Source organism: Psychrobacter sp. 1Y1 (assembly GCF_051847395.2).
Classification (GTDB): Bacteria; Pseudomonadota; Gammaproteobacteria; order Pseudomonadales; family Moraxellaceae; genus Psychrobacter.
This window is the reverse complement of the sequence record NZ_JBPYDF020000001.1, coordinates 1,337,670-1,350,877: the sequence shown is the minus strand read 5'-3', so window position 1 is coordinate 1,350,877 and position 13,208 is coordinate 1,337,670. Positions and strand designations below refer to the sequence as shown.

The window sequence follows — 13,208 nt, the reverse complement described above, 5'->3', positions numbered from 1 at the left end:
ATAAAATAATACTTGACGCATGTAAATAGGCTGCTATAATACGCAGCCTATACAGTCAACACTGTAACCCAATTCGGTAATATTTAGTTAATAATTATTATCACCTAACATGCCAGTGTGATGGAATTGGTAGACATGACGGATTCAAAATCCGTTGCCTTTAAAAGCGTGTCGGTTCGAGTCCGACCACTGGTACCAATATTTAGTACAAACTAGCCTCCTTTATCGGAGGTTTTTTTGTGCTTATTATATTCGCCCTATCAAACTCTTAATTTATTTATATCGATACTTCAAATGGCATGACAGCGCTTATCTTAATCGGTACCGCATAACTCCATGGCATGCCAGCACTACAATAAAAATATCCATCATTAAACGACACAATATAGGCTGTAAAATCATTACCACACTGATCCATCATCGCTTGTTCATCGCTTTCATCACACACTGCGCACCATATTTTTTTATCACCCCGCGCTAGCATTGCTCGTGTCAAATCGCTCCCTTTTAATTCATGACTCATCATCAGCTCCTTAATTATCTTGAACTTTCTCATTACTATTTTTTTAGAAAGTTAATTTACCAGTACTCAATTCATAAGTTTGGTATGAGCTATAAACAATGTCTTATCAGGTAAATAAAATTCCTATAAAAAACTATTTATTACTTTCATAACTATTGATTATCGTGGTTAATATATTGTAAAACGATAGCATTAGAACTGTAACATATAACTATAATATTCATGATGGAAGGCTATTATATTCAGACAGACGGTATAGAAAATCTGAAAAACTTGAGGTATGCGCCATACAGAATATATATTAGTGAACATATGTTAACCATATTTAATTTATTAGTATTTTAACGCCATATATCTCTGACTATTAACCTTACACTATATTTAATTATTGATATATAAATTATTCGCATATTGCCATATTTTTATGGTTCTATATTCGAAAAATCTCTTTATAGTTTAATAATCGATACTGAAACAGAAGTATTGAGTGATGTAAAATATTAATCATGAAAACTCCTACAGCATCCAGTCCACGTAAAATCATTCATATAGATATGGATGCGTTTTATGCCAGTGTAGAACAACGTGACTTCCCAGAATTACGGGGCAAGCCACTAGTGGTTGGTGGAGATCCAAATGGTCGCGGTGTTGTAGCAGCAGCTAGCTATGAGGTACGTCAGTTTGGAGTGCGCTCAGCCATGTCTTGTTATGAGGCTCGCAAACGTTGTCCAGAAGTCATATTTGTCAGACCACGTTTTGAAGTATATCGAGCTGTTAGCAGCGATATTCGCAATATTATGTACAGCTTAACGCCTCATGTTGAGCCATTATCGCTAGATGAAGCTTATCTTGATGTGACTGGTCTTACTGTACATAAAGGCTCAGCAACATTGATGGCCAACTGGTTAAGAGCACAGATATTGCAACATACAGGATTGACTGCTTCTGCTGGCGTGTCCTTCAACAAGATGTTGGCCAAGATTGCCTCTGATATCAATAAGCCTAACGGCACCGCTATTATCACGCCAGAAGACGCTGATGCTTTTATTAGTACACTGCCTATTGAACGATTTCATGGGATAGGTAAAGCAACGGCAAGGCGATTACATGCGATGAGCGTGACTAACGGTGCTGATCTACGCCGTATGTCAGCCGAAGTATTGATTAATGAGTTTGGTAAGCGCGGACAGTTTTATCATGATATCGCTCATGGTCGCGATGAACGCGCTGTCAAATCTGAGCGCCTGCATAAGTCTGTTGGTTCAGAGACTACTTTTAGGGAGAACCTAAACGATGACACGGCGTTACGTGTACAAATCTATGAACAAAATGCGGATGCCTTCGCGCAACTGCACAAAAAAAATCTCATCGCTCATACTATAACGCTCAAGGTTAAGTATGCCGACTTTACTCAGATTACCCGTACGCACACGCTGACTACCGCTTTTAGTAGTGCTGAATCTGCTCATTACTGGTTAGACAAATTATTCTTAGATATTCCGCGCCAGCTCCCTATCCGATTAGTCGGGGTCACTTTTTCGTCATTGATACCTGCAGCCCAACTATTGCCTCAATTAAATTTATTTGAGTAAAATAAACAAAGACTAACGTAATAAACATGAGAACAGTTAAAAACTATTACTTTTGCTTAGGCTATTCAAATATGTTTTGTGCACTTTGACAACTTAGTAAAGCAACCTTTTATAGCAGTATTTCTGCTACAATTATGCCAAAATTTCTATCCATTTAAAGACTAATTATGACCAACGCTCACACTGCATCTTCCGATTCTAATGCCCCGCTTGATACCAATAACAATAGTGACGTCTTAGATTATCTAAGCGTGGAAGATTACGACTATGACCTACCAGATCGTTTGATTGCACGATATCCATTGGCACAGCGTTCTGCTTCAAAACTTTTGTATTTGCCTGCTCACACTCACACAGATGCTAAGCCTATAAAAGACTGTTTGTTTTCTGAATTGCCTGAATTGTTAGACGCTGGAGACCTTATTGTCTTTAATGATACAAAGGTGATGAAGGCACGCCTATTTGGTCAAAAAGATACTGGCGGTAAACTTGAGGTTTTGATTGAACGATTGATTGCTGTCTCAGACTTAGATATAACGACACTGCATTTAGAAGATTCAAATAATGAATCAGTCAACCAAGAACATATTGCCCTTTGCCATGTAAAAGCCAGCAAAGCATTGAAAATGGGACAGCGTTTTCAACTGGCTGATGGTCATATGAGTGGCGCGATGATTGGCCGTCAGGATAATTTATTTATTTTAGCCTTTGATGCACCAATTTTGCCTGATTTAGAACTTTACGGCGAGCTACCTATCCCGCCCTACTTTGAACGTCATGCTGACGATACTGACAATACTCGTTATCAAACGGTATTTCATGATCCCGCTAAGCTTGCAAGTGTCGCTGCACCGACAGCAAGTTTACATTTCGATGAATTGGTGCTCAATAAGCTGGTGGAAAAAGGCATCAATACTGCTTTTGTGACATTGCATGTTGGCGCTGGTACCTTTGCGCCAGTTAAAACAGACAACCTACTCAATCATACTATGCACAGTGAGTATGCACATTTGCCACAAGCAACTGCTGAGCTGATTAATCAGACGCATGCAAATGGTAATAAGGTTATTGCTATTGGTACCACGGTGACTCGCGTCCTTGAAACGGCTTATCAAAAAATGGCTGTCAATGGGCAAGCACTCTCTAGCTGGTCAGGGGACACGGACATCTTTATTTATCCAGGGTTTAAATTCGGTGTCATTGATCGATTGTTAACAAACTTTCATTTACCCAAATCGACGTTGCTAATGTTGGTATCAGCTTTTTCTGGGAAAGCATCGATTGAACAGGCATATCAACATGCTATTGAAAAAGAATATCGATTCTTTAGCTATGGCGATGCTATGTTACTTGACAAGAAAATAAGCTGAACATTAAATAAACATTTATGCATTGGACGCAACAGTTGTGAAATAAACTGGTAAACTAAACCGTACTTTGTTATAACAGCAAAGATAACTTATTTTGTAAAGGACTATTCATGTCTTGTCATTTATCTCGTCGCTTGACTCCTGTGCATCGCGCGGTATCGATGGCATTACTTTATTCTGTAGGTTTGGCCGCTATTATTCCAAGCGCGCAAGCGGCAACTATCGGTAAGACCGTGGTTAGCTCAGCTCAGCATGAACCGTTGAGCGCAAGTATCGTGGTCACTGACATACGAGCGTCTGATTTTTCAGCAAGCTTGGCCAATCCAGTTATCTATCAACAGATGGGATTGACGCCGACTGATTCAATGCAGGTGCGCTTTCAAGCAACTTCAGCGACTAGCGGTCAAGTATTAATCAGCACATCACAGCCTGTGTCCAAGCCTTTCGCTGATTTGGTCTTATCGATCAATGATAATGGGCAGCAAAATGTTGTACCAAAAACATTATTAATGCCGTTAAACGATAGTCTACCGATTAATAATGCTTCCAAGAACAATGTCAAAGGTACTCAGAAACTTAATTTACCAAGTGTTTCTGCAAGCGCTGCAAAACCGTTAACCGTAAGAAAAGGTGCACCGCCGCCCCTAATATCAGTATCTAACGCTGCTGCAAATAAACCAGCTCTAGCAAACATAGCAACAGTTGACTCTTCTATTTCTAGATCAGTGTCTAACATACAAGCTCCGATAGTGACAGCTACTTCGCAGACTAGCAATCTTACTTACGCACCTAGTCGGCTTGATAATGGGCGTTTAAATAGTGATTCTGATATAAAAAACACTATCAGTAATGCAAAGAATACTGATAACGGCTTTAGTTCAGCGAACCGTTTAGATAGCAGTGCTTTGAGTGCGAATAACAGCACTGAACCTACGAAAGTTGTTGCCAATGATAACGCCAAAGCAAGTATTAAAAACACTCCAATCTTAGATAAAGTATTGATTGATAAACCACTCGATACTCTAAATATTCAAGTCACACGGCAGATACAGCCGAGTCGTAAGAAAACAGACGCTGACACATCACCCGTACTTACTCCGACTACTAGCATCATAGCAAGCAATACTGAGAAAAATGATACTAGCGTCGTGGCAGCTTCTATTGGCAATGCAACGTCGAAAACTCCTAACAGCGCTACCAATAATGCACCTTCAAATGATAGAGCAACAGATAGCTCGACAATCAATCAATACCAAGTACAACGTAACGATAGCCTATGGATTATTGCTCAGCAGATCGCGCAAGAAAATAATCTAGATACTTCCATTGTGATGAAGCAAATTCAGTCACAAAACCCTGATGCCTTTGTCAATAAAGACGCAGATCAATTAAAAGCAGATGCTAAGCTTATTTTGCCTAGTTACGATGTCATACCATCGCAAAAAAACTTAGAAGCAGCTATCGATGCACAAAGACAATATATTCGCAGAGCAAATACAGCAGCGATGCAAAAAACAGCTCAAAGACCTTTTAAAAAACCTTCTATAAGTACACAAGCGGTCAAACGCCCTGAGAAAGCCACGACGACTAAAACACAGACTTTATCAAAAGCACAATTTTCTGTGCTTGCGCCCGGGCGAGATGGTAATGCAGATGGCACTCAAGCCAAAGCGGCATCAAACACAGGGAATGGTTTGAGTACAGATATATTAGAGACACTCAAAGCATCACGGCAACAAGCAGCATCACAGGCCCAACGTTTATCAAGTACCAGTAGCACTCTTAGTAGCTATACTAAAAAAATTCAATTACAAAACCAAAAATTGGCTGAGCTACAGGCTCGTCTCGAAAAATTACGCAATCAATAATTGCCTAACTGACTCATACATTAGATTGTGATCACAGGCGTAGGAATAACTATGGACAATATGCTATATATCATCGCTGGATTGGCGCTTATTCTGTTAGTGGCTGCTTTATTCTTGCGCAAAAACAAGGCGCAGAAATCGTCATCATCATCGCCTATTAATTCAAGAAAAGGTACGCCTACTCCATCACAAAAAGTAGATTATGGTACTCCTACCCACACTAATGTCAGCAATAGCCACAAATTTGACCATATCACTATTGCTCAGCGTTTTATGGATCAGCAGCGCTATGACAAGGCGATTGAAACCATTAAACGTGGTTTAAGTGAAAAACCTCATAACAGTGCATTGTCTCTTAAACTACTCAGCATATACGCGACGATAAATCAGCCAGAAGATTTTAATAATATTTATGAGTCTATAAGAACTCATAACGACAGTCAGACTATCGCTCAAGCAGACGAGATAAGAAATCTATCGTTTGATGAATTAGAACCTGCCGCTGCGCAAACACTGGCAACGGACAATGCCAAAGATGATTTTGGCGCTATCGACTTCGATTTACCTATTAGTCAGAATGATAGTACTAATACAGTAGATCACCAGTCAATTGAAGAAAGTAATAACGATACTGCAATAAATGAACCTATCGACAGCTTAGAGTTATCAGACAAAGTCGACAATGTTAGTTCTATTACCGAAAATCCGAATGATAGCTTTGATCTGACTCTCAGCGATTTAGAGAACGATTTCGCTGCGCCTAATATGACAAGTGAAACGCCTGTCATGCCATTGGACAATATAGATAACGACGTTTTAGAGAGCTCTGCTAACGATAATGTTAGTAATAACGAAAATGACGATCTTAGTGACTTTGAGTTTGACTTTGATTCATTTGACGACAATACTTCGACAGAAGCTTCTATAGACGCTAATTCTTCGCATAGTAACGAGGCAACGGTACTAGAAGAAGACTTTATATTAGACTTCGATGATTTAGCAGCCGATGCAGACAAAGACAACGTCGTCACTAATGACATATCTACGAATTCAGAACAACACTCTTTTGATACTATTCAAAGCGCTGAGAATGACTTTGTTTTATCTTTAGGCAACTTAGATACATCAGATGACATCGATACGACATCCAATGATGACCTATCTACGACTGAAGACGACAGTGATTTCAACAATTTTATTCTGGAAAATACTGATTTTGGAAATAATACTTCTGAGAGCATGACCCTTGAAGAAGAGAGCTTTACAGATATTAATTTCGAGGAACCATTACTCAATGATGATATCGAGATTAATGATGTTGAAGAATCGAATGTCGCACCTACTGCATCATTGAGGTTTGATGACAATACGCTGATAGACGATGATTTTAATATTGACGATGCTGATTCTCTATTTGACGCTCCGTCGACCAATACTCCAGTCACTACAGCTGCGCCAGTTGAGAGTGACACTTCTATCACGCCTCAAGAGACTGAATCAGCAGAAGATTTTTCATCACGTTTCGCAGCAGATTTTGATTTCGTAAAGTCATTAGACAGTAATCAAGTGACGTTAGATTTGGCAGATCAATATTTACAGCTGGGTGAATATGACAGTGCAAATCGTCTACTCAATGAGGTGATAGCTCAAGGTACCAGTGAGCAGAAACAGCAAGCACAGCTATTACTTGAGCGTACTGCGTAGTCAATAGTCTAGTCGCTTATCAGCAAGTATTTCCTAATCACGGGATGCTTGCTGATTTTTTTTGCATTTAACTCTAATACTATCTATTATTAAACCCTTCAGCCATCGTTGCTCAATCCTCCAGCGCCTCTTTTCTTCCATAATTGTTTACTGTGTTGATACTATGCCATCTTCTGTTATGCTCAAAAATCTACCCGATCCTATTCAACTGATTTATGCTGGCGGTACCTTTGGTAGCTATGGCAGACCATTGGCGCCATTATCAGCAGAAGTGTTTTTGCCTACTCTACAAAAGCTTTTGTCTGCACAAGACAGTACGAACAATTTACCGACAGTCTCATGGTTAGAAAACACCCTGATCAAAGACAGCAGCCAGCTTACCCCTAACGACTTTGCGCACTTCTATCAACTACTACTGAATGCTTATACCAAAGGTGATAGACGCTTTGTACTCATCACTGGCACGGATACGTTGAGTTACTTAGGCGCATTTTTAGCAGAAGCTTTTGCAGGTAGTGATATTTGTATTGTTCTGACCGCAAGTATGCGTCCATTATTAGACAGTGAGATATTGCATTCCTATAACATCGACGAACATAGCGATGCTTGGGGCAATCTCAACGACTCATTAAAACTAGCCGCTGCTGGTGAATCAGGCGTGAAGGTCAGTTTTGGCGGCGAATCATGGCCTGCTCAAACGGTACAGAAAATTCACAGTCATGATCTGATGGCATTCACTGGTCATTCTCGCGCCGCTTATCCAGCCAATAGCTATATAAAAAATCTACCTGACACGCGTAGGCAACATTGGCTCGATGACCAACAAGACTTGCTATCCAGTATCAAAACACGCGCTGAAAACGCGAGTGTTCATGCGCTATACTGCCTACCTAACGACGTCTCAATGATAAACAACCAGCTACAAGCTTTATTGTCGCAGCCACCATGTGGCATTATTCTATTAGGATTTGGCGCCGGTAACATCCCTTACTCAGCTGCACTAGCAGAGACACTGACCCTTGCGTATGAGCGTGGACATATGGTGATATCAGCCAGTCAATGTCCGTTTGGTGGCGTCAGCGATAGCTATGCGGCAGGCAGTTGGCAGTACGAGCATCATGTCATTGCTGGTGGGCGTTTGACCATACCTGCTATTTATGCCCGATTACTTTGGTTGCTACTTCGCTATGACAGTCCTGCAAGACGCAGACAGCGTTGGTTGAATAATGTCAATCAAACTGGCACTAGCATCAAAAAGCGATAAGTGACTTTTAATTAATTCCCATTTTATAAGTTTAGAAACCCTAATGTCTGAGACTGAAATTATTGAAACTGAACCAACCTACACTTTAGCGATTGCTATTGAGTTCTTAGGAACTCATTATCATGGCTGGCAACGGCAACGAGAGGTTTTGGGTGTACAAGAAGCTTTAGAGACAGCTATCGGCAAAGTGGCTAATGAGCCTGTAGAAGTCATCGCGGCTGGGCGTACTGATGCTAGCGTTCATGCGAGCAATATGATTGCCCATTTTACGACTCATGCGTATCGCCCAACTCATAACTGGTTACGCGGTGTAAATAGCCTGCTTCCCGATGATATTGCTCTACGCTGGATACAACCCATGCCAGCTGACTTTCATGCGCGCTTTGGTGCCATTGCTCGTCGCTACCGTTATATTACACTCAACCAAGCACAGCGCCCTGCCATACTAAATCATCAAGTGACTCATATCTATGAACCGCTTGATTTAGAAGCCATGCAGCAAGCAGCAGCTGATATCGTCGGTACACACGATTTTAGCAGTTACCGTGCTGCAGCCTGTCAATCCAATCAACCAGTGCGTACGATTAGCCATGCAAGCCTCTTTGCTCATGGTCAATTTATCGTTTTCGATATACAAGCAGATGGGTTTTTACATCATATGGTTCGCAATTTGATGGGTACATTGTATGCCATTGGTAGACATGAGCTAGAGCCAGCAGATTTTTTGAATATTTTGCATAAAAAAGATCGAACGATTGCACCACCTACTGCTTCAGGTGATGGATTGTATTTTATCAATGCTTATTATCCTGAGCGTTTTCAAAGCTTATTGCCAGATGCACCGCTAACACCTGTTTGGTTAAATCTACCTGATTAAATCAATATCATTTGGCATACATATCACTTACATGCTGTCAAGTCAAAAGCAGGTTCGTATTGCTTTAATCCGCTAACTTACGTATAATATGGGCTTATTTTTTAATTGATTGATACAAATTATGGCAAAAGACGATATTATTGAATTTGAAGGCGAAGTCATTGATACCCTTCCTAATACTTTGTTCAAAGTTCGTTTAGAAAACGGGCACGAAATCATTGCGCATATCTCTGGTAAGATGCGTAAGCATTATATTCGTATCTTGACAGGTGATAAGGTTAAAGTTGAAATGACGCCTTATGACCTATCTAAAGGCCGTATCACCTACCGTGGTAAAAACTAAATACTGACTGACCAATATGGTTATGAAAGTATTAGCATTGGTAAGATACAGCCAATAGCCGAATAGCTACGTTATCACTGATAGCTGATATGACGCTTGGGTAGTGAAACTGATAATAATAATGAAAATGCTAATCTGCTCATTATTGCCTATCAATATTTTAGTTATTTAGTATTGACTGTTTCTACTTACCACAAAAAATACCGCTAGATTTTAGCGGTATTTTTTTGTCCGTTTTTTATGACTTAGTATTATCGTATTTAACTAAATTCGACAGTCGCGCCGTTTTTTATAACTCCGAGCAAACTAAGCGCATCCCAGTTGGTCAAACGCACACAACCTGCTGATGCCTGACGACTAATACGAGCAGGATCTGGCGATCCATGAATGCCATAAGTAGGTTTGCTAAGTCCAATCCATACCGAACCAACTGGATTGTTAGGACCTGGTGGAATGATAGACTTGCTGCCGTCATTGGCCGTATAAGTATAGTTGGGCTCGTGCACCTTTACCTTGACAGTATGCGTACCTGTTGGTGATGGTGTCGCTGTACTGCCCACTGTCGTCGGATAGCTAGCAATCAAATTGTTGCTCTCATCATATGCGTAGAGTGTTTCAGTGGCCTTATCAGCGACAACGCGATGCACCGGCTTGGTATTAGGATTACCAGGGTTGTATACCGTGATGATTTCACCAGCAGTAAAACTGGCATCAGGATTAAGCGATTTTAAGTATTTCTCACTAATATGAAACTTCTCTGCCAACGCTTCAGTAAGACTTTCGTAGTACATCCCTTCAAGCTTGGATTTGGCAACAGAGTCAGCAGGTATGGTTATAGTTTTAACATTCACATCTGCTTCAGTGAGCTGATAACTGACTAGCACTGGTTGAGTCGTAAGCTTCTCATTTTTGGTCAGTGCTTGCCACGTTTCAGCATTTAGCGTATCGGTTATATCTAAACCATTTGCTTTTTGAAACGCTTGCATGGCTTTGCGAGTATTTTTGCCCCAGTAGCCATCAACAGGCCCTACTCCGTTATGATGCCAGTTCAATAGAGCCTGCAGCTTGGTTCCTATATTACGATCGATCTCTGCATCTGCCGTCCAAGTGACATTGTTTACTTTTTTTGAATTGTCAGATAGGTTCTCGGTTGTGTATTTAATAGTAGGCAGTAGCTTATTCAATGAAGTCGCAGCTTTACTATCTCCTGTTAATTTTTGACTTACGCCATTAGTCACCGGACTGACTTCTGCCGGAGCCTTGACGCTATTATTTGCGTTCACACTATCCGTTGTCTCTGCTGCAATGCTTTGTCCCATCAGTAGCAAGCTAGAGAGACTAACCACTGTTAATGCTTTACTGATTCTTGTTAATTGATACATGTAACACTCCTCATTTAAGAAATTCTATTTTCATTTTCAGTTTTCAAATACTACAGTTTTTTAGATTTTAGAACTTGCCTTTGGCATCTAGTTTTTGGATATTTTACTTTTGCTAAAAGCGAAATATTTTAGCTCCTTTATAAGCTACTAATATTGTCATATTACCTTGTGAGCATATAACAGCTTTGTGTTAAAAGGAGCTTTGTTGTACAGCGTCTCTGTTAATACAATGCTTATAGATAAGCTTTGCTAACAGATAAACAATAAAAAAACCATAAGCCACTTGGTAGCTTATGGGTATATAACACGCAAAATGAGACTGTGGAAAATGCTATATAAGAATAGCCTTTAAGCGCAAGTTAACTTATATCAGTTTGGCCAAGACCGCTTGACCCATTTCTTTACAGCCTACCTGCTTAAGTCCAGCTTCGCTGCTATCTAAAATATCTAGCGTACGTAAACCATCATCAAGCACATCACTGACTGCTTGCTCAATTGCTTGTGCCGCTTCTTCTTGCTTGAAGGTGTAACGCAGCATCATAGCAACAGATAAGATAGTCGCTAACGGGTTGGCTTTATCTTGTCCTGCGATGTCAGGCGCTGAACCATGACACGGCTCGTACATACCCTTACCTGACTCATCTAAACTCGCTGATGGCAACATACCGATAGAGCCTGTCAACATCGCAGCTTCATCAGATAGGATATCGCCAAACATATTACCTGTCACCATAACATCGAACTGTTTAGGATCTTTAATCAACTGCATGCAAGCGTTGTCAGCATACATATGTGATAACGCCACATCGCTATAGTCAGCTTGTTGCACTTCGATCATCGTCTGTTTCCACAGCTCGGTGACTTCCAATACATTGGCCTTATCAACTGAACATACCTTAGCTGCTGTGCCTGCTGCTTGCGCACGCGTTTTTGCTAACTCAAAGGCAACTTTACCAATGCGCTGAATCTCACTTGTGCTATACACCATCGTGTTATAGCCTTGTTGCTCGCCGTTTTCTAGTGTGCGAATACCACGAGGCTCACCGAAATAGATACCGCCTGTCAGTTCACGAACGATCAATAGATCTAGACCTGAGATAATTTCAGGTTTGATACTTGAGGCATTAGCCAACTGTGGATATAGCTTGGCTACACGTAGGTTGGCAAATAAACCAAGCTCACCGCGGATTTTCAATAGACCGCGCTCAGGGCGTTTACTACGCTCGATTGCATCCCATTTAGGACCACCGACCGCACCTAGCAATACGGCATCTGCGGCGCGAGCACGGGCCAATGTCTCATCTGGTAAAGGCTCACCAGTTGCATCAATAGCCACACCGCCAATCAATCCAGACTCAAGCGTTAAATCAAGTGAAAACTTATCATTGATAGCTTTGAGCACGTCAATGGCTTGGGTCATAATTTCAGGGCCAATACCATCACCCGCTAATGTTAAAATCGTTGCCATACTGATCCTTTTGGAAATATTTTTATTGGTTGATTATATTTTTGAGCTTTTCAGTCTCATATTTTATGCTGCCATTTTTTTGGCTTTGGGTGCTGATGTTACTGCTTTGACCATACCCGTCTCTACAAACTCGCCTTGATGCTCAGCGTCTAGTTGCTTGCAGAATCGGCGCTGTACTTGAGTACCTTGCAATAGCTCAATACATAAAGGCTCAGGTGATGCTGTGTCTAATAGACTGCCTGATTTTTCGGTGTTCTTTTTTTGATAAGCGCGCAACTGATAAGTACCTGCTTCAGTGAAATCATGAATCATCGCGAAACGCTCAATATAGCCCATATTGTTTTCTGGATAAAAATTAACATGAACCTCGTGTTTGGCAGGCATGACCCGTGCATAATAGTTGGTCAATCCTGGCATACTCGAAGGCGCTAACGGCACAACTTTTATGGCATTTTTATTGACGAGTGGCGTCATATCCATATTCATTGATGTTTTTGCCATACCTTCTTGACGTGGTAAGGCTGTCATAATCTGAGGATTGATTGGCTCGTGACTATTAGGCGCGATAATGAGTGTTTTATCTATCTGCACAATTTCGCAATGATATGTACCCACACATGCAATATTTACTTCACCAGCAATAGGTTTAATTTTACCCACCCATGCTTCAGCACTCTCTGCTTCATCTATTTTTTGATAGCCCGTCAATAGCTGACAGCCTGACAATAATAAGCTTGCAGCAACGATTGTACTTGTCCATAGAGCATAACGTTTTGTATTCATAATGGCGGCTACTATTCAAGAGAGATAATAAAAT

11 protein-coding genes and 1 tRNA gene are annotated in these 13,208 nt (G+C 40.7%); 8 read left to right on the top strand and 4 right to left on the bottom strand.

Annotated features, from left to right (window positions below):
* The first annotated feature begins 111 nt into the window (after positions 1 to 111).
* Positions 112 to 198 (top strand) — tRNA-Leu (locus ACS8FA_RS19715).
* Between the two features lie 79 nt (positions 199 to 277).
* Here ACS8FA_RS19715 and ACS8FA_RS19710 read toward each other — a convergent pair.
* On the bottom strand, positions 278 to 523 hold the full coding sequence (locus tag ACS8FA_RS19710; protein WP_201572470.1) for a hypothetical protein: 246 nt from the start codon (positions 521 to 523) through the stop codon (positions 278 to 280).
* A 506-nt stretch (positions 524 to 1,029) separates the two neighbouring features.
* On the opposite strand from ACS8FA_RS19710, the gene dinB reads away from it, so the two are divergent.
* The 7 genes from dinB (at position 1,030) to infA (ending at position 9,541) form a co-directional block, all read left to right on the top strand.
* Positions 1,030 to 2,115 (top strand): DNA polymerase IV, encoded by a 1,086-nt coding sequence (gene dinB, locus ACS8FA_RS19705; protein WP_439265835.1) that lies wholly within the window; start codon positions 1,030 to 1,032, stop codon positions 2,113 to 2,115.
* A 167-nt stretch (positions 2,116 to 2,282) separates the two neighbouring features.
* On the top strand, positions 2,283 to 3,485 hold the full coding sequence (gene queA / locus ACS8FA_RS19700) for a tRNA preQ1(34) S-adenosylmethionine ribosyltransferase-isomerase QueA (RefSeq protein ID WP_439265833.1): 1,203 nt from the start codon (positions 2,283 to 2,285) through the stop codon (positions 3,483 to 3,485).
* Positions 3,486 to 3,595: 110 nt separating this feature from the next.
* A complete protein-coding gene (locus ACS8FA_RS19695; RefSeq protein WP_439265831.1) occupies positions 3,596 to 5,353 on the top strand; it encodes a type IV pilus assembly protein FimV in 1,758 nt (585 codons plus the stop codon).
* 51 nt (positions 5,354 to 5,404) lie between these two features.
* Positions 5,405 to 7,057 (top strand): FimV/HubP family polar landmark protein, encoded by a 1,653-nt coding sequence (locus tag ACS8FA_RS19690; protein ID WP_439265828.1) that lies wholly within the window; start codon positions 5,405 to 5,407, stop codon positions 7,055 to 7,057.
* Positions 7,058 to 7,220: 163 nt separating this feature from the next.
* Positions 7,221 to 8,321 carry an asparaginase gene (locus tag ACS8FA_RS19685; protein WP_439265827.1) on the top strand — a complete coding sequence of 367 codons (1,101 nt, stop codon included), beginning with the start codon at positions 7,221 to 7,223 and terminating at the stop codon, positions 8,319 to 8,321.
* A 43-nt stretch (positions 8,322 to 8,364) separates the two neighbouring features.
* The gene (gene truA / locus ACS8FA_RS19680) at positions 8,365 to 9,198 is read left to right on the top strand and encodes a tRNA pseudouridine(38-40) synthase TruA (protein WP_439265825.1); all 834 of its coding nucleotides are present in this window, start codon (positions 8,365 to 8,367) and stop codon (positions 9,196 to 9,198) included.
* A 121-nt stretch (positions 9,199 to 9,319) separates the two neighbouring features.
* Positions 9,320 to 9,541: a translation initiation factor IF-1 gene (gene infA, locus ACS8FA_RS19675; protein ID WP_021814850.1), complete on the top strand. Its 222-nt coding sequence runs from the start codon at positions 9,320 to 9,322 to the stop codon at positions 9,539 to 9,541.
* A 260-nt stretch (positions 9,542 to 9,801) separates the two neighbouring features.
* On the opposite strand, the gene ACS8FA_RS19670 is transcribed toward infA, so the two are convergent.
* The 3 genes from ACS8FA_RS19670 to ACS8FA_RS19660 form a co-directional block, all read right to left on the bottom strand.
* Positions 9,802 to 10,923, bottom strand: a complete 1,122-nt coding sequence (locus ACS8FA_RS19670; RefSeq protein WP_201572480.1) for a L,D-transpeptidase family protein — start codon at positions 10,921 to 10,923, stop codon at positions 9,802 to 9,804.
* Between the two features lie 364 nt (positions 10,924 to 11,287).
* Positions 11,288 to 12,391, bottom strand: a complete 1,104-nt coding sequence (gene leuB / locus ACS8FA_RS19665; RefSeq protein WP_439265822.1) for a 3-isopropylmalate dehydrogenase — start codon at positions 12,389 to 12,391, stop codon at positions 11,288 to 11,290.
* Positions 12,392 to 12,454: 63 nt separating this feature from the next.
* Positions 12,455 to 13,174, bottom strand: coding sequence for a hypothetical protein (locus tag ACS8FA_RS19660; protein WP_102091275.1), 720 nt, complete (start codon positions 13,172 to 13,174; stop codon positions 12,455 to 12,457).
* Positions 13,175 to 13,208: the final 34 nt, after the last annotated feature.